Below are 24,148 nucleotides of genomic sequence, written 5' to 3'. Positions count from 1 at the left end.
AACTAAATATTTGAAAAATTCCGTATTGACGCTCTAAACTAGCTATGATAGTATTTAGGCAAAATAGGTTGTTTATACCTTTACATCCGATTATAAGCTAAACTGATATAAGTAAATTTTTTTAATATAAAATTTGTCTATACATCTGTACCATTAAAAAAGAATGTCAAAAAGCATAAAAATTTCGCAACAACAATACATACAGGTCCGAAAATTAAGGTAAATTTTCAGAATAATTAGATTTGAGTATTTGAGGAATCCTTTTATAATTCAATTGAGAAGGAGTTAAAGGTTTGGAGGATAAACAAGGTATCTTTGCAGAAAATAACTCGGGGGGTAGTAAGAGATGTTGATTATCGGTGAGAAATTAAACAGTTCAATTCCCAGCGTTCGCCAATTGATAAAAGAGAAAGATGCTGCCGCTGTTCAGGATCTGGCATTGCGCCAGGCTGCTGCAGGAGCTGATTTTCTGGATTTAAATACCGCTCAAGGAGACGAAGTCCCTGACATGGAGTGGCTTGTGAATACTGTTCAAGAAGTGACGGATAAACCTTTATGTTTTGACAGTACGTCAGCAGCTGCCATCAAAAAAGGATTGGATACGATTAAGGGGGATAAGAGCCAGGTTTTAATTAACTCCATCTCATTAGAAAAGAATCGCCTTGAAGAAGTACTCCCTTTAGTCTTAGAATACCAGTGCCCGGTTATTGGCTTGACATTGGATGATAACGGTATTCCGAAAACTGCTGATGAGAGGATGGTTCTCTCAGAACGTTTGGTGGAGATACTGAGCAGGAAAAATTATGACTTGCAAAACCTCTATATTGACCCGCTGGTCTTGCCCCAAGCCGTTAGCCACAATAATGCCTTGATGTTTTTTCAATGCCTGGAAGCAATTAAGGAGAAATTAAAGGTGAAAACTGTTTCGGGTTTGAGTAATATTTCCTTTAATTCCCCTAAGAGGAAGATTATCAATCGTCATTTCTTAACCCTCTGCATGGCCTTCGATATGGACGCGGCCATTCTCGATCCTCTGGATAGGAAAATTATGACCTCAGTTATCACCAATGACTTTCTTCTGGGTAAGGATCGTTTTGGTAAAAAATTCTTAAAAGCTTTTCGCAGCGAACTATTGGAAGACTGAAAAACCTAGAAAGGGGAAATCGGGATGAACGAAAAGGAAATGCTTTATCAAAAGAGATTAGAGCGCTACATGACGGCCATGGATTGTGGAAAGCCGGATATGGTTCCCGTTGCCTTTGGAGTTGGGGAATGGGTTACGAAATATACCGGTACAACTCTGCAGGAGATTTATTATGACCTGGATAAAAGCAATCAAATTGTCAGTGAGATGCTGCCTGATCTGGATTTTGATGTTTTTAAGGGCGGACCCTGCTTATGGTGGCCCCCTATGTTTGATGCCATGGGGTCGAAACTTTATAAGTTCCCCGGTATGGGATTGGATGAAAATTCTACCTTTCAATACAATGAACAAGAATACATGAAAATTGAGGACTATGACGAATTTATTGCCAGTCCGACGGAATGGCTTGTTAATCATTATTTGCCTAACATCAGTACGGAATTAGCGAACCCCGGCTCTTATCGTTCTACTGTGGCTTTGATCAAAGGAGCTGCTGCCTTTGCAATGTCAGGGGCCGCTATGGCAGCGGCTTGGGGAAAATGGACGGTGGATCATGGCATAGTTGGACAAGGGACAGGGTTTACCAAAGCTCCCTTTGACACTCTAGGGGATGCCCTAAGGGGAATGAAAGGAATTCTCCTTGACCTGCGCCGCCGGCCGGAGAAAGTTATGGCTGCCTGTGATGCAATTACTCCCCATAATGTCAATTGTGGTGTTGCCGGGGCCGGAGCGGATACGCGCTTCCCTTGTTTTGCTCCCCTTCACCGCGGAGCCTATCCATTTTTAAATCCTCAGCAGTGGGATAAGTTTTATTGGCCGTCCTTGAAAGCAACCATTGAAGGCCTTTGGGCTAAAGGAAAGAGAATGCTCTTCTATGCTGAAGGAGACTGGACACCCTATCTTGAAAAAATTGCAGAACTGCCGGATAAAAGCATCATTTTCCAAATTGATACCACGGATGCCAAGAAAGCAAAGAAGATCCTGGGCGGCAGATTCTGCCTGCAGGGCGGTGTGCCTACAACTCTGTTGACCTATGGCACTCCGGAGAAAGTCAAAGAACAGGTTAAGAGATCCATTGACGAATTAGCCGGAGATGGTGGTTTTATTTTAGATACCGGCGGAGTTGTAATGGGAGATGCTAAGAAGGAAAATGCTATTGCGATGATTGAAGCAGCAAGAGAATACGGTGTTTATTAATCAGGGTATTTATTAATCGATAGGAGGAGTATTTCATGTCAGAGAAGGAAAAATTGTTAAATCCTGATCCTGGAGTATGTGTACCGTGGCAGGTGAAAGTGGATGAAATAGGGGAGTTCCCTGGCAATGAAGAGATTTCTAAAAAAGAATGGGAAAAGCTCGATGACTTTGCCTATAACTTTATCTGGTTTTGGGCACAGCGCTAAGATATAGAAGGCATTAGTTCGAAGTCTAAGTTCTAATAATGAGCGAAAAAAGGAGTGGAGATGAGTATGCTTACAGATGCCTTATCCATAGCCATTTCAGAATTGGAAGAACAACAGGTAGCTGAGCTGGTTAAAGAACGTTTAGATCAGGGAGTATCTCCTTTGGAAATTGTTAACTCCCTGCAGCAAGGTATGGCAGAGGCCGGAAACCGCTTTGAAACAGGAGAATACTTTTTAGGTGAGCTGATTATGTGCGGCGAAATCATGCAGGATTCAATGGTTATTTTAGAGCCTCTTCTCGTTGGCAGCAATGCAGACTACAAAGGCAATATTGTTATGGGAACGGTGAAGGGAGATATCCATGATTTAGGCAAGAACATCGTCGTGATGCTCCTTAAAGGTTCGGGATACAATGTCATTGATTTAGGGGTGGATGTCTCCAAAGAAAAGTTCATAGAGGCTATTAAAGAACATAATGCACCGTTGGTAGGTATGAGTGTTCTCTTGACAGGCTGTCAGGAATCCATGAAAGAAACCATTGCTGCCATTCGGGCAGCAGGACTGAATACCAAGGTTTTAATCGGCGGCAATTATATTGATGACCTGGTTAAAGCTCATGTGAGATCTGATTACAGCGCACAATCGGCTACGGACGGAGTCAAGATTGCCGATGAAATCTTTAGTATGTAGTTTTCATCCTTTAAAGACCAGGAAAATCAAATGTGCTTAAAACATAGAGGCCTTTACAGGCCTCTACCCTTATTATTGCAGAAACTTATATGTGGAAATTTTAGACTTCCCTTTGTAACCTTGACAAGGTAAACTTTAGACAAAACATCACTGAATGGAGATAATAAGATGATCAGCAATATGGATGAGACAGCAGTAAAGTTAAAGACGCAAAAGTACCTGGGTGAAAAAGGATTGATCGTTTTAGTAGCCTTTTTAAGTGCCTTTATACCCTTATCTACAGATCTTTACTTGCCGGCTTTGCCGAGAATGGCAGCTACTTTTCAAGCGGCTCCCAGCTTAATAAATTTAACGTTAATTATGTTTTTTATATTCTATGCAGCAGGTTCTTTGTTTTGGGGACCACTTAGTGACAAGTATGGACGTAAACCTATATTATTGATAGGCTTGGTGATCTATACTGCTGCCAGTGCTTTATGCGCGTTTGCAGGCAATGTATATCTATTAATTTTATTTAGAATTTTCCAGGCCATTGCCAGCGGAGCGGCGACATCAGTGGCCCAAGCAATTGTGAAGGATAGTTACTCCGGAGAAAAGCGAGTTTCTGTGCTGGCTGTTGTTACTTCAATGGCAATGATTTCTCCCATTGTTGCTCCTGTTGTCGGGGCCATAATACTCAGCTTTACGTCCTGGCGAGGGGTGTTTTTGTTTTTAGCTGTCATAGGTCTTGTGGTGATAGCTGCGGTAATTGCCATGGAGGAAACTATCGATGGCCTTTCAACAGCTGGTGTACTCGAATCCTTGGGAAGATTGGGAGTTGTGGCTAAAAACCCCGGGTTTATGTCTTTGCTCTTAACCTTTTCCTTAATGGGAATTCCTATGATGTCCTTTATATCATCATCTTCCTATATTTATGTCAATCAGTTCGGCTTAAGTGAACAGGTTTACAGCTATTTTTTTGCTGCCAATGCTTTCTTTATGGTGATCGGTCCCTTGCTCTATATGCGCAGCACGAGACTTATCAAGCCAATTAAACTAATTTCTCTGAGTTTTTTTGTAGCTTGTATCAGCGGGTTATTAATCAGTACCATTGGAGTCAGCAGCCCTTGGATGTTTGGCCTGTCCTTAATACCTGCCACCTTAGCAGGCAGCATAACCCGCCCGCCCAGTGCCAACTTAATGCTTGAGCAGCAAAAAGGGGATACGGGAGCTGTAGTATCTCTGATGTCTTTTGCTTTTACAGTCTTTGGCAGTATTGGCATGATCATTATTTCTTTAGATTGGGCAGATCGAGTAAAGGTTATGGGGATTTTATATTTCATTTTTGCGGCGGCAAGTTTAATTTCTTGGAGTCTGCTTTCCAAAAAAGCCTTTGTGCAAAAGGTTCTTCATTAATGGTAAATTAATAATTCATTAGAGAGATTCAGTTTCTATCATTCAAAGGAGTGTGTTAGAGATGCTAAACATCACATTTTTACCGTCGGGAAAAGTGGCTCAGGTTCCGGCCGGGCAGTCAATTCTCCAGGCAGCCATCTCCGCAGGGGTGCAAGTCATCAGTACTTGCGGCGGCAAGGGCACTTGCGGCAAATGCAGAGTACAAATTACGACGGGAACACCTTCACAAATGACAGAAATTGAAAAGAAATTTCTTAAGGTTTCGGAATGGGAGGCCGGCTGGACTCTGGCCTGCCAGCATATCTTAAGAGAGGACACAACGGTCAGAGTGCAGGAACTGACCGATGCTATAAAGCGTAAAACAGATTTTGCCGGGAAGCTGCCGGTAAAGATTAAACCCAGCGTTAAAAAGTTTTTGCTAAACCTTGCCAAACCCAGTGTCGAAGATCAGACTCCGGATTGGGAGCGGCTTATGGCAGCTTTACCCAGCTCAAAAATTAGCTTTAACCGAACCGTGGCCGCTTCCCTGCCGCAGGTATTTAGGAAAGGGGGTTTTCAAGTCACAGCAGTGTTGGCTGGAGAGCGAATTCTGGCAGTGGAACCGGGTGACACGACTCAGGTATGTTATGGTGCTGCCATCGATGTTGGAACCACTACCGTGGTCGTCTATCTGATGGATCTTAATACAGGTACGGTAATCAAGAGCGGCGCCTTGACGAATCCCCAGCAAGTCTTCGGTGCCGATGTTATTTCCCGGATTACTCATGCGGCTAAAGGTCCGGATCAATTGCGGGAACTGCAGGAAAGAGTGGTAAGGGGACTAAACAAAATCATCGCCGGTTTATGTCAAGAAAGTGAAATCAATAAGGAAGAAATTTATACCGCGGTGGTAGTGGGGAACACCACCATGGCCCACTTATTTTTAGGTATTGATCCCACATTTCTGGCCCCGTCTCCCTTTATCCCTGCTTTCAGAGCAGCCGTGGAAGTTCAAGCCGGGGAATTGGGGCTGGAGATTTTAAGGTCCGGAACGGTCAGAGTTCTGCCCAATATCGCCGGTTATGTCGGTTCAGATACAGTAGGAGTAATGCTGGCAGTGGAGGCTGACATGCTGGCTGGAATTAATCTTATCGTTGATATCGGTACCAACGGTGAAATTGTTCTCTGCGGGAAGGAAAGAATGTTAACCTGTTCCGCAGCAGCCGGGCCGGCCTTTGAAGGTGCGGAGATAAAATTTGGTATGCGGGCGGCGGCAGGTGCAGTGGAAGGAGTACGGATTGCAGAGGACGTTCAGCTGGAAGTGATCGGAGGAACGAAACCTCAGGGTCTATGCGGTTCCGGGCTTATCGATGCCATTGCTGAAATGCACAAAGCAGGGGTTATTGGCCGAACTGGCCGCTTTGCCAGTGAAAACGAGCAAGAGAAGCTTCCGGTTTTAATACGCCAGCGGCTAAGGAAATCTGAGCGTGCCTATGAGTTTGTCTTAGTCTGGGGAAAAGACAGTGCAACAGGTGAGGATATTGTCCTGACACAAAAGGATATCCGCGAAATGCAGCTGGCCAAAGGTGCTATTATGGCGGGAATCAGAATCCTCTGCAGGGAAATGGGCATTGAGCTGCAGGAGATAGAGCAAATCCTTCTTGCCGGGGCTTTTGGCAATTATATTAGAAAGGAAAGTGCCGTGGAAATCGGCCTGCTGCCCTCTTTGCCCCTGGAAAAAATCCTTTCCATCGGAAATGCTGCCGGTGATGGAGCTAAAATGGCCTTACTCTCCCTGGAGGAAAGGAAGCGGGCGGATGAACTTTCCAAACGGGCAGAACATGTCGAGCTTTCGAGTAAGAAGGAATTCCAACAGGAGTTTCTGAAAGGACTGGATTTTGGTATAGTCCAGTAGACATGGAAGACAATGGTATTCTCCTACGGAAACCTTGAAGAAGAACTATGGCCGTAAAAACTACTGTTAGTCACGAAAAATAGTTTTTGTTAATGTCCTGGCCAAATAATAGGGTTAATGGAGAGAGTTTCTCCATTAACCTTATTTATACTATAACAAGAAAGCACGATTTTTGGGTCAATATCACCGGAAATAAGCTAATTAAGCGGTTTTTTGCCTTAAGAGCATAGTGTTTAGGCCATTACCTTGCAGTACACCTTTTAATAATAGAAGAGATGATTTGTCCTAAAGCAAGCTGAATTTGCCCCGATTTATTGTTATAATGGATTAAATTTCTGTGATAACAGGAAATTTTCTGCAGGAGGATGGTGATTATTTTCTTCAGGTATAGTAAAAAATTATTGCCATATCTTAATAAGACCTATAACTGGTCTACAGTAGGACGTTGAGTATGTTATAATAAGTACAAGAAGTGAGGTGAAGTGGTCTGTACCGGTTAGACGATTTAAATCCAGTACAGCGGGAAGCTGCAGAGCATAGAGATGGACCGCTTCTAATTCTAGCAGGAGCCGGATCCGGGAAAACCCGGGTTCTTACCTATAGAATTGCCCATTTGATTGCTCAAGGGGTAGAACCAAGTCAGATTTTAGCAATTACATTTACCAATAAAGCCGCTAAAGAAATGCGGGAACGAGTGACCACCTTGCTGGGCAGCGAGGGATATGGGTTATGGGTCACAACCTTTCACTCGGCCTGTGTTCGGATTTTGAGACGTGAGATTGATAATTTGCCGGGTTATAACCGGAACTTTGTCATTTACGATACAGGGGATCAACAGTCCTTAATCAAAGCCTGTTTAAAAGAACATGATTATGATGAAAAGAAATTCCCGGTGCGCAGTGTTGCTGCAGTAATAAGTGATGCCAAGAACAAACTCCTGGATCCGGAAGAGTTTTCCTATAAAGCTGCCGGTTATTTTGAACAAAAAGCAGTGGATATTTACCATACCTATCAGAAACGTCTGAAAAGCAATAACGCCCTGGATTTTGATGATATTATCATGCTCACGGTTCAGCTTTTCCAGCAATGCGATCATGTTTTTCGCTATTATCAGGACAAGTTCCGCTACATCATGGTGGATGAGTATCAGGATACCAACCATGCCCAGTATATGTTCATTAAGCTTTTAGCCGGTCAGTACCGCAATCTCTGTGTCGTGGGTGATGATGATCAATCAGTCTATGGCTGGAGAGGTGCGGACATCCAAAATATCCTGGATTTTGAACGGGATTATCCAGAAGCCAAAGTGATTAAGCTGGAACAAAACTACCGTTCCACACAAAAAATTCTTAATGCAGCCAATGCCGTAGTGCAAAATAATCAATCCCGGAAGGAAAAATCCCTCTGGACGGAAAACTCTGAGGGACAGGCTGTAGTATGTTATGTCGGCTCCGATGAACGGGATGAAGCTGCTTATGTGGTTAATCGTATTCAGCGTTTGCATGAGCTGGAGGGACGTCCCTACAATGACTTTGCCATACTTTACCGGACCAATGCCCAGTCCCGGGCTTTGGAAGAGCGGATGATGAAGGAAGCCATTCCTTACCGGGTTTTTTCCGGGCTTAAGTTCTACCAGCGCCTGGAGATCAAAGACATCTTAGCCTATTTACGGCTTCTCTATAATCCCGCAGATCAGGTAAGCTTTGCTCGGGTGCTGAATGTACCTAAACGAGGTCTGGGCAACACCACCTTAGAAAAGGTTTTAGAATATGCAGATGAACAAGGTATGCCGGTGCTGGATGCGATTTTAGAAGCAGACTATATACCGGAGCTCTCAACGCGTGCTAAGAAACCCCTCATCTCTTTTGCTCACCTGATGCAAGACTTGCTCAGCTTTGCCCAAGAGTCCAATGTATCGGATTTAGTGGAAGAGATATTAAATAAGACAGGATATCGAGGCATCTTGGAGGCGGAAAATACTCCGGAAGCCAATACCCGTCTGGAAAATCTCATGGAGTTTCTCTCGGTAACGGCAGAGTATGATGCTAAGGCAGCTCAAGCTGCGCAAAATGAGCTGCCTGACGGAGTTGAAGCAGGAGGTTCTGCTTCATCCTTAAGCGGGTTCTTAGAAGAAGTCTCCTTAGTTACCGATATTGATGATTTGGATCAGGCTGAGGAAGCTGTAGCTCTGATGACAATGCATAGTGCCAAGGGTTTGGAATTTCCTGTGGTCTTTTTGGTTGGCATGGAAGATGGGATTTTTCCCAGCAGTCGTTCTCTCATGGAACCAGCAGTACTTGAGGAAGAACGCCGTCTTTGTTATGTCGCCATCACTCGAGCGAGGGAAAAGCTATATTTATGTAATACAGAAATGCGGATGCTCTATGGCAAGACGCAGTATAATCAGCCTTCTCGCTTTTTGATGGAGATACCGTCGGAATTAATGACGGATATAGACCCCCTTGATCCCCCAAAACGTCGCCTGGCCAACCCCGCAAAACCCATGCAGCGACGGGGTATGTCGGATCGAAACATTCCTTTGGGAGCCGGGTCGTGGGAAAAGGATTTTGGGAGCAAATTAGTCAATGAAGGGGGTGAGGCGCATCATATAGGAGAAAAAGTGGAACACGCGAAGTTTGGTCGAGGAATTATTGTCTCCATTAAGGGAGAAGGAAATCAGGCAGAACTAACAATTGTTTTTGACAGTGGAATTAAGAAATTAATGGCTGAGTATGCTAAGCTCACGAAACTGTAACGCTTTTAACAAGAGTTGCGGGCTAATTTCTAAAGACCACCGTGAAGTTCAAAAAATTGAGGAAAGAAAGGTTTAGGTGTAAATATGTCAGATAAAATTTTTATTGTTGGACACAAAAGCCCGGATACTGATTCAGTTTGCTCTGCAATTGCTTTAGCTCGTTTAAAAGAACTCACAGGGACTGCCGATGTTGTTCCTTGCTCAGCTGGAAAAATCAATAAAGAGACTGAGTATGTTCTCAACTTCTATGGTGTTGCTGCTCCTCAAGTATTAGAATCTGTTGAAGCAGGCCAAAAATTAGTGCTTGTTGACCACAATGAGTGGGGTCAAGCTGTTGCCGGCGCTGACCAAGCTAAACTCATCGAGGTTATTGACCATCACAAAATCGGCGGACTGCAAACTGCAGACCCCATCCATATCCGCATCGAGCCCGTTGGATCCACATGTTCCATCGTTGCCAAAGCCTTCAAAGAGCAAGGCTTAGTCCCTGAAAAACCTATTGCCGGAATTCTCCTGGCAGCTATCCTTTCCGACACCGTAATCTTCAAATCCCCAACTTGCACTGAGGAAGATAAGGTAATCGCTGCAGAACTGGCAGCTATTGCCGGCGTTGATCCCAAGACCTTTGGTATTGACATGTTTAAAGCTTCTTCCAATATTGCTGAGCGTACTCCCCAAAGCATGATTGAAGAAGACCTCAAAGCTTTCACCATGGGACCTCACAAAATTGGTGTGGGCCAAGTCAGCTTAATGGGTATGGAAGGTTTCGAAGATGTTCGTGCTAACTTAACCGCGGCTATTGAAGCACATCGTGCAGCTCAAGGAATGCAATATCTCTGCCTGATGATTACAGATATTCTGGAAGACTATACAGAACTCATTGTAAAAGGTGACAATCCTGAAGAAGTGGCTAAAGCCTTCGGTAAAGAGCTTGTTAACGGAAGCGTTCCCCTGCCGGGCGTTCTTTCCCGTAAGAAACAAGTCGTACCACAAATGACCACATATTTCCAAGGTTAATATAGATCTAGCCTTATATAGAAAAATTAAGAGAGCTGCAGCATTTTAAAGCTGCAGCTCTTTTTGTCTGAACGAAAACCACCTGCTAAACAGGTGTTCCAAAAAGAAGCAACATTCTGGCATTTTTCATCATCTGATGGTGTTGCGACAGCGGCATGAAAAGCAGAGGCCTTGAATTTGGGATATTAAAATAGATTTGAGACATTCTATGATATAATTATAATATGGCGAGAGCTAAAAAGTTGGAAACTTATTAATAGAGCTTTCTGTGGAGGAGCGTCAGAGTGGAGCTTTTAAAAATGGATGGCGTCGTAAAGTGTGAATTTGAAAAAGGTTCATATATCATACGGCAAGGAGATATGATGGATTTTTTATATTATTTGGTCAGCGGTACTTGTTACCGGACTTTAATAACTGAAAAAGGGGACGAAATTATTTATGGCATTAAAGAATCCAATAATTCCATCCACTCGATGCTGGGGGTTTTGACCTTATTCAGCAATGGAGTCAGCGAATACCACTTTATTGCCAAGAGCAAGTGCCGCTGCTATAAAATTCCTAAAGAGGCATTTTTTGAGTATGTGCAGGATGATGCGAATATCTTAAGTCAATTATTACATATGGCAACGGATAATATCCGGGAGTTGGTTGATTCTTTGCAGGCCAGGAACGAAGGTAAGGTAGGTAACCGCTTATGTAAATTTTTGCTGAGCAATGCTCAGGATAAACAAGGGGTATTACTGGTCAGTAAAGGTTATAGTAATGCGACCATAAGCAAGTTTTTGGGTATCCATAAAGTGACCGTAGCCAAAATACTGAGAGCTTTGAAAGAAGAAGGCATTATCAGGAAAGAAAAAGATGGTATTTTCATCCTGAATGAAAAAAAATTGACCAGCTATGCTATGGATGAGAAAATCATTGATTATTATTAATTGATATCCTTAATTTTGCAAAACAATTCTAAAGGGTCTGCAGGCACGGGATTATTTACCTCCCGTGCCCTTTTGTTCATAGAAAATTTTGATTGTGAGATATCGTATAATGATAACATATGCTATAGTCTTTAAAATTTTGCAGCTGTTACAATGACGCTAAAGACATAAATCTGTTGGGGAATTTGCATTAGAGGAGGTGTCTGGTTACTGGGCAGCAGATCAGGAATTAATTAGTGAAAGAAATTATAAGCTCAAATTGCTTTTCCCCAAACCAGTGACTGAAAGGAGTAAAGAGAGTAAATAATGCTGTAGTAGTTAATAGTTATCGGTTTTATAAGTAAATAACATAAAAAGAGGGTGTGAAAGGTGTTAGGTACTAAAGTGGTTTGTGAAAAAAAGAACTTGAAATCAAATCGCAGTATGTACATTCATAGTGCCATTGGCATTGGCTTTATGCTCGGTTTTCCTTTACTCAATCCTATAGAACCTATTACTCCGGTGGGGATGCACATTTTTGCTATTTTTATCGGCATGGTCTATTTGTGGTCAACGGTTAACGGTATTTGGCCAAGTATCCTGGGGTTATTACTTATAGGGGTCAGTGGCTTTGCCCCTTTGAAAAGTGTGGCCCTGGAAGCCTTCGGTTCTGATATTTCAGTGGTTATCATGCTGGCCTTGGTTTTTTTTGCCGGGGTGGAATACGCGGGCTGTACCGAGTATTTGGCCCGCTGGTTTTTGACTCGCAAAATTATTAATGGCAAGCCCTATGTGTTCTTATTCGTCTTTTTTCTGGCTTCCTATTTCCTCAGTGGCCTGACGGAGCCCATTGCCAGCCTCTTGATCTTATGGCCCATTACCGTGGAATTTATGAATGAACTGGGTATCGACCGGAAGGAAAAAGTCTTTCCCATTACTGTCTTTGGGGTTTATTTCGCAGCCACCCTGGCCCAGCCCATGTTCCCCTTTAAGGGAGCGGCTCTGGCCATTGTCGGGACCTTTCAGAAGGCATCGGGGCTAACGGTGAATACCCTCTCCTTTGTCCTCTTTAACATTATCCTCTCTCTGACCATGATCATAATTTTCATGCTGCTCCTGAAATTTGTCTATAAACCGGATATGTCGAAGCTGAAAAATATCAGTGTGGAGCAATTTCAAAAAAGCCCCTTGCCGCCTATGAACCTGCAGCAGAAGATTTTGCTCTTATCCTTGTTTGCCTTCATTATTTTGCTTTTGGCCCCCAGCTTTTTACCCAAGACATGGGTGATTGTTGCTCTGCTTAAAAATATAGGGACTTTAGGTGTGACTATGTTCTGTGTCGTGGTTTTGATGGTTCTGCATGTTGACGGGAAACCCGTTTTGCCCTTTAAGGCGGTCGCTGCCAAGAGCTTTTCCTGGGACGTTTATTTCCTGGTTGTTGCTGCTTTGTATGGTGCTAACGCCGTATCCAACGATGTAACAGGGATTAAAGCCTGGCTGATTCAAGTCCTGCAGCCCCTCTTAGGTGATAAGCCGATCTTGGTTTTTGTAGGTTTACTATTAATATTCTCGATTATTACCACGAATTTTGCCAATAATGCCGGAATGGCCATTATCTTAATCCCTGTTATTATGGCCTTTGCCAAACAGTATCCAAGCATTGGGCTGGTTGGTCTCTATATGTGCATTACCATGATAGTTTTCTTTGCTCTCATCACACCGGCGGCATCCCCTTACTGCGGTATGATGCATGCCCGGCGAGACCTCATTGATGTTAAGGACATCCTGAAGATGGGGGTACCTCTTCTGATTATTGGACTGATTCTATATGTCCTGGTAGGTTTCCCCTTGGCCCAAATATTATTTAGCTGAACCTGGGGATGAGATAACTATTACAGATAGGAGTGTTAAAATTGAGGAAGATTTTAGAGACAGAAAAACATCTAATCACTTTGCAGGCTGAGTCCGAAGAAAAGTTTCTGGCTGAGTTCAGATCAGGGAATTATACCTTAGCCAATCCATTGATTGTGAAAAATCCTTATTTGATTAATCCGCTGTCGGCCGTTCTTTGTTTTAAGACCGAGGAAGAAACCACAGCTCAAATCACAGTTAAAGGCAAAGCAGAGCCAGGGGATCTGAGCCATATCTTTGCTGAGGCAAAAGAACATGTCCTGCCCATCTATGGCTTATATGACAATTATGAGAACACAGTGGTCATAACCCTGGGTAATGGCAAAAGCTCTGAGGTTAATATCGAGGTTGAAGAACTTGATGTCAATAAAGCGCTGTATTGCCATACCACACCGGAGTATTTCGGCAAAGACCTGATGCTTATATCCACGACAACTCCCTTAATCGAGTCCGCCAGAACCGTCGGTTTTGATTATGCAGGAGACTTGCGGTGGGTTATCACCAATAAGCAAAGCTGGGATATTAAAAAGCTCAGTAATGGCAGACTTCTCTACACTTCCTACCGGACCATCCAAAAGCCCTACTACACCGTAGGCTTTATGGAAATGGACTTTTGCGGAAAAATCTATAAAGAATACCGCTTGCCGGGGGGGTATCACCATGACGGCATCGAGTTGGAAAGCGGGAATTTACTCGTCGCTTCGGATAACAACTTTGACGAATCCGTGGAAGACTATGTAGTGGAAGTGGATAAAGAAACGGGAAAAATCCTTAAATCATGGGATCTGCTCAAGATTTTGCCCAGGGAAAAAGGAAATGCTGGGGATTGGAATCACCACGATTGGTTCCACAACAACTCCGTTTGGTATGACAAACCCACCAATTCCATTACCATGTCAGGACGCCACAAGGATGCGATTATTAACTTCAATTACGATACCGGGAAATTAAACTGGATTATCGGCGATCCCGAAGGCTGGGGCGAAGAATGGCAGCCATATTTCTTCAAAAATGTGACCAAAGGAGATTTCGACTGGCAATATGAACAGCATGCCGCCCGGATTTTACCCAATGGCAATGTCTTCGTCTTTGACAATGGAACTTATCGCTCGAAAAATGAAGCAACCCGCATTCCCCCCGAAGAAAACTACTCCAGGGGAGTTATCTACAAAATCGACACCGCTAAAATGGAAATTGAACAAGTATGGCAATACGGCAAAGAAAGAGGCGTAGAATTCTATTCACCCTATATCTGTAATGTAGATTATTATGATGAAGGACACTATATGATTCACTCAGGCGGGATTGCAACCTACCGGGGTAAGCATACGGACGGTTTAGGGGCTATGCTCCTCAATAAATACAAAGATGAGCACATTCATCTCAGTTTGGAATCCATCACCGTCGAAGTCCAAAACGATGAAGTAAGATACGAATTAAAAGTACAGGGCGGCAATTATTACCGGGCCAGACGGCTTGCCCTCTATGACGAAAAGACCAACTTTAGCTTAGGTAAAGGCCAGCTTTTTGGCGGCTTTGGCATAACGCCTGAGTTTGGAAAGGTCAAATTTAAAGATGTTGAGGGGGGAGTTCCCGCTAAGCATAATCTATCAATTATCCTGGAGGAAGACCGCCTGGCCTTGCGGGGGACCTTCCAGGAAGGCTCGGAAGTGTTCCTGGAATTAAAGGGGGCCAAGGAGGCTAAATTCTACTCCATACCTACTGTAGTCCATGATGTGACGGCGGCTTGTGTTTCTTTTGAAGAGCAAAAAGACAATGACTTCCAGTTTTACATCAGCAGGGAAGGCTTAGCGGGTGACGTTGATATCTATTTAAATATTGATAATAAAAGATACGATACAGGACTCTCCCTGACCTTATAAGCGCAATGGATTAAGGAAGGCTCCCTTGAAGGCAGACAGAACCATGAAATCTGTTGCTGATAGGGGAGTTTTTCTTTTCGAATTGACTTCCAAGCTTAACCAGAAACTTAAAGTATTAAAGATTTTTATAGCTATGATTTTTGAAACAATAACATGTGTTATCCCTTTTCACTGACATAATTCTCTATAATGAAACCAGAATGAAACTTGATTTTGACAGGATAATTCATTTGATAATTAATAAAGGAGTGTTGTTTTATGGGTCAGCCATTTGTTCATCCCACCGGAGTTACCATTTACAATCCTGAAAAATGCTTTAACGGCTATACCATCATGGCGGTTAAAAAACTGGGCTGTGTCCTCATTGATATGAACGGCAATGTTGTTCGGGTCTGGAAAGACCTCCATGGTTTTCCGAATAAGCTGCTCCCCGGTGGTTATGTCATGGGCAGCCGAGGTATCCGAGACCCCAAATTTGGCTACCAGGATCAGACGGATCTGGTTCAGGTTGATTGGGAGGGCAAGGTAGTCTGGAAATTTGACAAAAAAGAATGGACTGAAGATGAAGGACAGGAGCCCCAATGGATGGCTCGCCAGCACCATGATTATCAGCGGGCAGGGAATCCTGTCGGCTATTATGTGCCGGGTATGGAATGTCAAACAGATCGAGGAAATACCTTAATCCTTTGTCACGAGAATATCGAAAATCGCAAGATCTCTGATAAAAACCTCCTTGATGATGTCTTTATTGAAGTGGACTGGGAAGGCAATATTGTTTGGGAATGGCATGCTGCAGATCACTTTAAAGAGTTTGGATTTAGTGAAGCAGCAAAACTTGCAATCTATAAGAATCCCAACATGCATGAAGCCGGCGGCGGAATGGGCGACTGGATGCACATCAACTCCATGAGCGTGTTGGGACCTAATAAATGGTACGACAAAGGGGATGAGCGCTTCCATCCGGACAACATTATTTGGGATGCCCGGGAAGCTAATATCATTGCTATCATCTCCAAGGAAACCGGCAAAGTCGTGTGGAAAATGGGTCCCGATTATTCTGGGGATAAAAGACTGGCCAAAATCGGCCAAATCATTGGTCAGCACCATGTCCATATGATTCCCCAAGGACTCCCCGGGGCAGGAAACATCCTTATTTTTGATAACGGTGGCTGGTCCGGTTACGGCTCCCCCACTAATACCTCTAAAGACGGGACAAAAGTCAATATTGCTGACCGGTCCCGGGTACTGGAACTTAATCCTGTGACCATGAAAGTTGTCTGGCAGATCCTAGGCAGCGAACTCATGGGCTACGGTCAGCTCGGAATTTCCGATTATCGTTTCTACAGTCCCTTAACCAGTGCTGCCCAGCGGCTTCCCAATGGCAATACCTTCATTACCGAAGGGGTAGGGGGACGCTTCTTTGAAGTGACCCGCATGAAAGAAGTGGTCTGGGAATTCATCTCTCCTTTCTCGGAAAATCCCTCCACCATTTACTATCGGGGCTATCGCTATCCTTATAGTTATGTCCCCCAGCTGCCTGAGCCTCAGGAAACCCCCGTACCTATGCTGGACATTCGCAAATTCCGTGTTCCCGGCGCGGCGGATTGCCAGGTTCAAAACCTGGTGGATATTGAAGGAACAACAGGGTATCCGGCCGTTCAGCAGGCCTGTGTTGCCGCAGGTGATCAGGATTTATCCTTGAAAGATGACGATGAGGATGATGACGATAGCTTTACAAAATTTTAATGATCTCTTCAGGCTCATTGCCGGAGAGGAGTTTTGACTGTTCCATTCCGGTTCCCTGAATACTATTAGTTTAGGAGTGAAAATTATGTCACTGGAAAAGTTAAATGCCGGCCAATTCGAAAAAATCATCTATGACCAAGGAGACCCCTGCCTGGTGATCTTCTCCCGAAAGACCTGTCATGTCTGTCAGGAGGTCGTGCCTGTTTTAGAAGATATGCAGCCCAAATATAAGGGTAAGTTTGGTTTCTATTATGTTGATGTAGAGGACGACAAGGCCCTGTTTCAGAGCTTCTCCCTTAAAGGGGTTCCTCAAATTCTTTTCTTTAAAGAGGGTGAATATCAAGGAAAACTGGCAGGAGCGGCAGACGAGGAAAAAATCACGGATAAGATTGCCGATGTTCTGGAAGCGTAACCGGAAACGGATTTAGTAAAAAGGAGTTATGAGGAAAATGGGAGATATAACCAAGGCCTATGATCTGATCATTATAGGCGGCGGTCCGGCAGGACTGACTTCCGCTATCTATGGGGGCAGGTCAAAGCTGAAGACCCTGGTCATCAACAAAGGGACCGTTGGCGGGATGGTGAATACCACCCGGGAAATTGTCAATTACCCCGGCTACAGAAACATCAGCGGCGAAGATCTCATGAAAGATTTCAAAAAGCACGCGGAAGACTTTGGTGTGGAATTTTTGCGGGATGAAGTGGTAAAAACGGATCTATCCAGGGAAGATAAAAGGATCGTGACTAAAAAAGGCAAGGAATTCTCGGCCAAGGCGGTGATTATCGCCTGCGGCAGCGAACCCAGGCTTTTGAATATTCCCGGCGAGAAACGGCTCCAGGGCAGTGGGGTGGCTTACTGTGCTACCTGTGACGCGGAGTTCTTTGAGGGAGAAGACGTGGTTGTGGTGGGCAGCGGGGATCAGGCCATTGAAGAAGGCATGTATATCACCAAATTCGCCCGCAAAGTCACGGTGATTGTACTCCATGACGAGGGAATTCTTGACTGCAACAAAGTCAGTGCGGAGCGAGCCTTCCAAAATGATAAAATGGAATTTATCTGGAATTCAACCGTTGAAGAAGTTCTGGGCGCCGACAATGTTGAAGGAGTAAAAATAAAAAATCTGAAAACCGGAAGCTCAGAGGAGCTTGCCTGTCAGGGTGTCTTCTTCTTTGTGGGCATGGTGCCTGCCACTCATTTCCTCAAAGATAGCGGTATTGTCATGGACCAGAGAGGCTATATTCCTGTCAATGAACTGCTGGAAACAAACCTGGAAGGAGTCTATGCCGTTGGCGACAACCGGGTGAAATATTTGCGGCAAGTCGTCTCGGCCGCCGGGGATGGCGCAACTGCGGCTGTTGCTGCTGAGCGCTACATTGAAGAAATGAATGCTTTCCAGGCCAATGTTTTGGCCAGTGAGAAACCGGTGCTTCTGGCTTTCTTTAATGTTTTGGATCAGGGGAGCTTAGAATTCTGCACTTTATTGGAGGAAGTCAACCAAGAGCTGTCGGAGTGCTACCGGATTGTCAAGGTGGATTTGACCACTAAGAAAAATCTCGCCCAAAAGTACGGAATCCAACAGGTACCTTCTGTCCTGGTTTTAGATAAAGGGCGGCATGTCAAACGATTGAATTGCGGCACAACCAAAGACAGTCTCAAAACCCAGTTGGTTTAGTCAGGCTCAGCTTTTCTTTAAGAAATAATAGTTGAACCGGCGAAAAACTCTCCTTGCCAGTCCCATTGACGGAACCGGCAAGGAGAGTTCTAATTTGAAATACTGAAAGGAATTTTAGCGTTCAGCTGAAAATGAAGATCACAACCATGAAATTATCAGAAACAGAATCCTTGACGAAACTATGGAGCAAAGATTATTGTCTTTTGCTGGCGGCCAATCTATTGGTTTATCTGGGTTTTTATATGTTGGTTCCCACGCTGCCCACTTACACGCAGGAGATCGGCGGCAGCACTCTTCAGGCCAGTTTGGTGATCAGCGTGTTTTCCGTTTCGGCCTTAATATTCCGATTTGTAACGGGAAACGCTGTGGATGCCTTTGGCAAAAAGCTGATTTGTCTGGCAGGCATCATCATCATGGCCCTAAGTACTCTTTCATATCTGTGGGTTTCTGTGACGGGAATTATCCTGATTCGCCTGGTTCAGGGTATAGGCTGGGGAATGTTTTCCACTTCTTTAGCAACGGCCATTGCTGACATTGTGCCTCTAAGACGAAGAGGGGAAGGAATGGGCTACTATTCCTTAACCTTTATTGTCTCCATGTCCCTCGCGCCCATGGCGGCCATCATCATTATGAATCAGTTTAAATTCACCGATGTTATTGGCATATCCACCTTGCTATTTGTTCTGGGGGCGGGTTTGCTCTATCAAATAGCAATGCCCCAGGTGAAAGGCTCTAAACCCGCGGTCAAAAAGCAGGGAATTGACTGGAGAAACTTCTATGAACGCCAGGCTCTCCTGCCCTCTATGCTCTGCTTTTTAATATCCATTACCTTGTGCGGGGTTATGAGTTATCTCATGCTCTTTGGTAAGGAACTAAATATGACAAGTATTTGGATCTACTTTGTGGGAAATGTGGTCATGAGTTTAATTACCAGGCCCTTGATGGGCAGGCTTTTTGATGAAAGGGGCCATGTTTTTGTTATATTGCCGGGAGTTATCAGTGCTGCAGCTGGACTGATTGTCTTGTCTTATACGGACTCCATTGCCACCTTAGTGGCCGCTTCAGTGCTCTATGGATTTGGCTTCAGTGCGGTTCAGCCTTCCTTACAAACGTGGGCAGTTAACCGCTCTCCCGCTCAGCGCAAAGGAGCGGCGAACGGAACTTTTTTATCGTCCATGGATTTAAGTTTTACCTTTGGTTCTGTGGTTTTAAGCTTTATAGCGGAAAGACAAAGTTATGCGGTGATGTACAGGGTTTCCTCGCTTTTTGCAGTTCTCTGCCTGGTCATCTATGTCTATAGTCTGGTCAGGGTTAGAGTGGGGCAGGCGGCAGTGGTATCTGAAGCCGGACTGGGAGAGTGAGCTACTGGTTAAGACGGAATTAGAAAAGAACTTTATATGGAGGAATTGAAGTTGGAGAAAGAGGTTGATGATTTAAGAACTGCCTTGGAGTTATTAAAATCCATTCCAGGGCAATTAATTGAAACAGACATTGAAGTTGATCCTCATGCTGAGTTATCAGGAGTTTATCGCCATATAGGAGCAGGCGGCACAGTGATGAGACCAACTAAAGAAGGTCCGGCCATGGTTTTCAATAACCTTAAAGGATTTAATAATTCCAGGGTTGCTATTGGCTTATTGGCCAGCAGAAAGAGGGTTGGTATGCTGTTAAATGCCGATCCGAAACGATTGGGCTATCATTTGATGAATTCCGTGAATAATCCCCTGCCGCCTATCTTAATCGAGAATCAATCGGCCAAGTGTCAGGAAGTGGTTCATTATGCGGACGAACCGGGATTTGATATAAGAAAGCTGGTTCCGGCCCCTACCAATACGGAAGAGGATGCCGGTCCTTATATTACCATGGGAATGTGCTATGCCAGCGATCCTGAGAATGGGGACAGCGACATCACCATTCATCGCCTCTGCCTGCAGTCAAAGGATGAAATCACCATGTTCTTTACTCCCGGGGCACGTCATTTGGGAGTTTTTCGTGAAAAAGCGGAAGCCCTGGGAAAACCACTGCCTATCTCCATTAGTATCGGCGTGGATCCGGCCATTGAAATCGCCGCTTGTTTTGAGCCGCCCACCACACCTATCGGTTTCAATGAACTTCAGATTGCCGGGGCTCTTCGCCAAAAGCCCGTGGAATTGACAAAATGCCTGACCATCAATGAAAAATGTATTGCAAATGCTGAATATGTCATTGAAGGAGAACTGCTTCCCAATCTCAGAGTTCGGGAAGACCAGAATACCAACACCGGCAAGGCAATGCCGGAATTTCCGGGCTATACGGGTGAGGCCAAAGAGGTGCCGGTTATTAAGGTTAAAGCCGTCACCCACCGGGTTAACCCCATTATGCAATCCTGTATCGGTCCCAGTGAGGAACACGTTTCCATGGCCGGGATTCCCACAGAAGCCAGTGTTATTCAGATGATCGAGCGCGCTATGCCCGGCCGGCTGTTAAATGTCTATGCGCCGCCCTGCGGTGGGGGAAAATACGTGGTTATTATCCAGTTCAGAAAGAATTTACCCAGTGATGAAGGACGGCAGCGACAGGCAGCCCTTCTGGCTTTCTCTGCTTTCAGCGAGCTAAAGCATGTTTTTCTGGTGGATGAAGATGTGGATTTGTTTGATATGAGTGATGTGATGTGGGCCATGACAACCCGGTTTCAAGGGAATGAGGACGCCATATTGATTCCGGGGGTGCGCTGCCATCCCTTGGATCCTTCCAGCAGCCCGGCTTTTTCTTCCAGTATCCGCGACGCGGGGATCTCCTGTAAGGCTATTTTTGACTGCACCGTTCCCTATGATCAGAAGCAAAACTTTATCAGGGCGAAGTTCATGGATATTGATGAGGAAAAATGGACGGAGTATATTAAATAGGTCATTGACGAGGCTGTGTGAGACTGTTAAGCACAGCCTCGTTTTCATACCGCCGTCACTGCAGCGATATTTGCAATCTCCGCTAATATCCCCTAGTATTTATGCTGGCGGCTTGGCTTGAAAACCCAAAGGCAGGGTATCCTGAGGAGGGTAGCTTCTTAAAGTCTAGAGTTGGTAGACTGCATTATGTTCCTTAGGAAGCAGGAGAAAAAAGCTTGCCTATGGAATCTGTCAGAAGAAGTTACAGCAAAGTCTTTTTATTGCTCTCTATACATGATGACTTTCGGCTGAATTGGGAAAACTAGAAGTGAGGAAAGTTTTGTTCGGGAGCGGCCAAGGGTGATTGAAAAACTCAGTGGCGGCAAGTATTATTTTAGAGAAGCCAGTAAAGAGTATCGGCTGGCTATGATGGATGTAACAATGGATTTATTAGTAGAAGGCAGGGGATTTCAATGCAGGATGATTTTGAGCGTATAGCAGCTCTTCGCAAGGAGCTGGAAGAGGCAAATAAACAATACTATGAGCTGGACCAGCCCCGCATCACGGATGGGGAATACGATGCGCTCATGCGGGAGCTTTTGGCCTTGGAAGCTAAGCACCCGGATTCAGTGGCTCCGGATTCGCCCACACAGCGGGTGGGGGGAGCCGTAGCCAAGGAGTACACGAAAGTCAGGCATTTGGAACCGCTCCTCAGCCTGGACAATGCCTTTGACGCCGGAGATTTGCGGGAGTTTGACCGCAGGGTGCGTCAGGTCTTTGCTGAAGTGGAGTATGTGGTGGAGTTGAAGATTGATGGTTTAACTGTGGCATTGACCTATGTGGACGGGCTGATGGTACGGGGGGCGACCCGGGGAGACGGCAGTGTGGGGGAGGAAATTACGGCTAATGTGAAAACCGTAGGTTCAATTCCCTTGCGCTTAAATAAGCCTGTGGCCAAATTAAGTGTCCGGGGTGAGGGGTATATGCCCAAAGCCTCCTTTGCCCGTTTGAATCAAGAGCGTGAAGAAGAAGGACTGTCAACGTTTGCCAATCCCCGCAATGCGGCGGCAGGTTCCCTGCGACAGCTCAATTCCCGGATCACGGCGGAACGCAAGCTGGACTACTTTGCTTATCAGCTTTTATCCGCCAATGAGCTAGGCTTAAATAATCAAATCGATGTGCTTAATTATCTCAAGGAGCAAGGCTTTGTCGTCAACCCTGAGTATAAGGTCTTTCACGATATTGAGGAGGTCATAAAGTATTGTGAAGAAATGGCTGGGGAACGACATCGTTTTCCCTACGATATTGATGGTCTGGTCATCAAAGTTAATGACTTTGATCTCCAGCAGGAACTGGGCTTTACCGCCAAAAGTCCCCGCTGGGCCATTTCCTATAAATTCCCGGCGGAGCAAGTGGAAACCGTGGTTGAAGATATCATCCTGAGAGTGGGGCGGACCGGCGTTCTGACACCGACAGCCGTTCTTCAGGCGGTTCCGGTGGCAGGCTCCACAGTCAGCCGTGCCACTCTCCATAACCTGGATAATATCCGGGAGAAGGATATCCGCATCGGCGATCATGTCCTCATCCACAAAGCCGGGGATGTGATCCCGGAGGTGATTCGGGTTTTGCCGGAAAAACGCAGCGGTGAGGAGCGGTTCTTTGAGATGCCGGAGCTTTGTCCGGAATGTCAGAGTCCGGTTTTGCGGGAAGAGGGGGAAGCGGCTTATCGTTGTCAAAGCATCAGCTGCCCGGCCCAGCAGCGGGAGGGGATTATCCATTTTGTCTCCCGGGATGCCATGGCTATTGACGGCTTAGGTCCGGCGGTGATTCAACAGCTTTTGGACGCGGATTTGATTAAAGACGCCGCAGACCTATATGCTTTAAGCTTCGAGGATTTGGTGCCTTTGGAACGGATGGGTCAAAAATCAGCGGAAAACTTGCTGAAGGCCATTGCCGACAGCAAAGAACGGGGATTGGCTCCGCTGATTTTCGCATTGGGTATCCGCCATACTGGGGTCAAGGCCGGGAAGATTTTAGCTCAGACTTTTGGTTCTATGGAAAAGCTGCAAGGAGCCGGTTTGGAAGAGCTGCTGGCCATACCGGATATCGGGCCGGGGATGGCAGAAAGCCTGGTTCAGTTTTTTGGTATGGAAAGTACGGAGCGTTTTTTAGCAAAACTGCAGGAAGCCGGGGTAAAGATGACGGCGGACATTTCGGCAAGACCCCAGATCTTTGCCGGCAAGAGCATTGTCGTAACGGGTTCCTTAGAACGCTGGGAGAGGCGGGAGATTGAGACTCTCATCGAAGAGCGTGGGGGCAAGGCGGCCAGCAGTGTCAGCAAGAAGACCGCTTTCGTTGTAGCCGGTGAAAAGGCAGGGTCCAAGCTGGTGAAAGCTCAAGACTTGGGCATTGCGGTTTTGACGGAAGAGGAATTTGAGTTGATGCTCAAGGACGAATCTTAAGGATGGCTTAAGGTGTTTTTATTGCTCCCCTCTCCAATATTTGCTATGATAAAGTTTAAAGCAACATTCTAACCAAGGGAAGGTGAATAATTTGTCAATTTCACGTGAAGACGTTGAATACGTGGCGGCTTTGGCCCGCCTAGAGTTAACGGAACAGGAAACTCAGGAATATACGGAACAGCTTAACTCCATTTTAGGCTATGCAGCTATGCTGGAGAGATTAGATACAAGTAATGTGGCGCCGACAGCCCATGCAGTGCCTTTGCACAATGTACTGCGGGAGGATCAAGTGAAAGAATCCATTAATCATGAAAAAGCCCTTAAGAATGCTCCTGATGGAGATGAAGGGTTCTTTAGAGTACCGAAAATTAGTTTGACTTAAGAGTTTGGGACATAGAAA

19 protein-coding genes are annotated in these 24,148 nt (G+C 45.1%); all 19 read left to right on the top strand.

Features of this window, described 5'->3' with window-relative positions; translation table 11 throughout:
• Window positions 1-346 precede the first annotated feature (346 nt).
• The 19 genes from DESOR_RS18925 to gatC all read left to right on the top strand — a co-directional run bounded on the left by DESOR_RS18925 (window position 347) and on the right by gatC (window position 24,130).
• Window positions 347-1,144 carry a methyltetrahydrofolate--corrinoid methyltransferase gene (locus tag DESOR_RS18925; protein ID WP_014186192.1) on the top strand — a complete coding sequence of 266 codons (798 nt, stop codon included), beginning with the start codon at window positions 347-349 and terminating at the stop codon, window positions 1,142-1,144.
• A gap of 24 nt (window positions 1,145-1,168) precedes the next feature.
• Complete coding sequence (locus DESOR_RS18920; RefSeq protein ID WP_014186191.1) at window positions 1,169-2,341, top strand: uroporphyrinogen decarboxylase family protein; 1,173 nt, start codon at window positions 1,169-1,171, stop codon at window positions 2,339-2,341.
• Window positions 2,342-2,376: 35 nt separating this feature from the next.
• Window positions 2,377-2,547, top strand: coding sequence for a hypothetical protein (locus tag DESOR_RS29790; RefSeq protein WP_014186190.1), 171 nt, complete (start codon window positions 2,377-2,379; stop codon window positions 2,545-2,547).
• A gap of 60 nt (window positions 2,548-2,607) precedes the next feature.
• The gene (locus DESOR_RS18915; RefSeq protein WP_014186189.1) at window positions 2,608-3,237 is read left to right on the top strand and encodes a cobalamin B12-binding domain-containing protein; all 630 of its coding nucleotides are present in this window, start codon (window positions 2,608-2,610) and stop codon (window positions 3,235-3,237) included.
• Window positions 3,238-3,405: 168 nt separating this feature from the next.
• A complete protein-coding gene (locus tag DESOR_RS18910; protein WP_014186188.1) occupies window positions 3,406-4,632 on the top strand; it encodes a Bcr/CflA family efflux MFS transporter in 1,227 nt (408 codons plus the stop codon).
• 61 nt (window positions 4,633-4,693) lie between these two features.
• On the top strand, window positions 4,694-6,526 hold the full coding sequence (locus DESOR_RS18905) for an ASKHA domain-containing protein (RefSeq protein ID WP_014186187.1): 1,833 nt from the start codon (window positions 4,694-4,696) through the stop codon (window positions 6,524-6,526).
• A 487-nt stretch (window positions 6,527-7,013) separates the two neighbouring features.
• Window positions 7,014-9,281 (top strand): DNA helicase PcrA, encoded by a 2,268-nt coding sequence (gene pcrA, locus DESOR_RS18900; protein ID WP_014186186.1) that lies wholly within the window; start codon window positions 7,014-7,016, stop codon window positions 9,279-9,281.
• A gap of 84 nt (window positions 9,282-9,365) precedes the next feature.
• The gene (locus DESOR_RS18895) at window positions 9,366-10,298 is read left to right on the top strand and encodes a manganese-dependent inorganic pyrophosphatase (RefSeq protein ID WP_014186185.1); all 933 of its coding nucleotides are present in this window, start codon (window positions 9,366-9,368) and stop codon (window positions 10,296-10,298) included.
• Between the two features lie 284 nt (window positions 10,299-10,582).
• Window positions 10,583-11,230, top strand: coding sequence for a Crp/Fnr family transcriptional regulator (locus tag DESOR_RS18890; RefSeq protein ID WP_014186184.1), 648 nt, complete (start codon window positions 10,583-10,585; stop codon window positions 11,228-11,230).
• A 369-nt stretch (window positions 11,231-11,599) separates the two neighbouring features.
• Window positions 11,600-13,081: an SLC13 family permease gene (locus DESOR_RS18885; RefSeq protein WP_014186183.1), complete on the top strand. Its 1,482-nt coding sequence runs from the start codon at window positions 11,600-11,602 to the stop codon at window positions 13,079-13,081.
• A 41-nt stretch (window positions 13,082-13,122) separates the two neighbouring features.
• On the top strand, window positions 13,123-15,003 hold the full coding sequence (locus tag DESOR_RS18880; RefSeq protein WP_014186182.1) for an aryl-sulfate sulfotransferase: 1,881 nt from the start codon (window positions 13,123-13,125) through the stop codon (window positions 15,001-15,003).
• Between the two features lie 258 nt (window positions 15,004-15,261).
• On the top strand, window positions 15,262-16,749 hold the full coding sequence (locus DESOR_RS18875) for an aryl-sulfate sulfotransferase (RefSeq protein WP_014186181.1): 1,488 nt from the start codon (window positions 15,262-15,264) through the stop codon (window positions 16,747-16,749).
• A gap of 85 nt (window positions 16,750-16,834) precedes the next feature.
• A complete protein-coding gene (locus tag DESOR_RS18870; protein ID WP_014186180.1) occupies window positions 16,835-17,161 on the top strand; it encodes a thioredoxin family protein in 327 nt (108 codons plus the stop codon).
• 37 nt (window positions 17,162-17,198) lie between these two features.
• A complete protein-coding gene (gene trxB / locus DESOR_RS18865) occupies window positions 17,199-18,422 on the top strand; it encodes a thioredoxin-disulfide reductase (protein WP_014186179.1) in 1,224 nt (407 codons plus the stop codon).
• A 131-nt stretch (window positions 18,423-18,553) separates the two neighbouring features.
• Window positions 18,554-19,783 (top strand): MFS transporter, encoded by a 1,230-nt coding sequence (locus tag DESOR_RS18860; RefSeq protein WP_014186178.1) that lies wholly within the window; start codon window positions 18,554-18,556, stop codon window positions 19,781-19,783.
• A gap of 51 nt (window positions 19,784-19,834) precedes the next feature.
• A complete protein-coding gene (locus DESOR_RS18855; RefSeq protein WP_014186177.1) occupies window positions 19,835-21,307 on the top strand; it encodes a UbiD family decarboxylase in 1,473 nt (490 codons plus the stop codon).
• A 339-nt stretch (window positions 21,308-21,646) separates the two neighbouring features.
• Complete coding sequence (locus DESOR_RS29470) at window positions 21,647-21,784, top strand: hypothetical protein (protein ID WP_014186176.1); 138 nt, start codon at window positions 21,647-21,649, stop codon at window positions 21,782-21,784.
• The gene (gene ligA, locus DESOR_RS18850) at window positions 21,760-23,748 is read left to right on the top strand and encodes an NAD-dependent DNA ligase LigA (protein ID WP_014186175.1); all 1,989 of its coding nucleotides are present in this window, start codon (window positions 21,760-21,762) and stop codon (window positions 23,746-23,748) included. The genes DESOR_RS29470 and ligA overlap by 25 nt, the downstream gene beginning before the upstream one ends.
• 91 nt (window positions 23,749-23,839) lie before the next feature.
• On the top strand, window positions 23,840-24,130 hold the full coding sequence (gene gatC, locus DESOR_RS18845) for an Asp-tRNA(Asn)/Glu-tRNA(Gln) amidotransferase subunit GatC (RefSeq protein WP_014186174.1): 291 nt from the start codon (window positions 23,840-23,842) through the stop codon (window positions 24,128-24,130).
• Window positions 24,131-24,148 lie beyond the last annotated feature (18 nt).

Source organism: Desulfosporosinus orientis DSM 765 (assembly GCF_000235605.1).
Taxonomy (GTDB): domain Bacteria; phylum Bacillota; class Desulfitobacteriia; order Desulfitobacteriales; family Desulfitobacteriaceae; genus Desulfosporosinus; species Desulfosporosinus orientis.
Note: the sequence above shows the minus strand (reverse complement) of the source record. Positions and strands in the feature narration are given on the sequence as shown.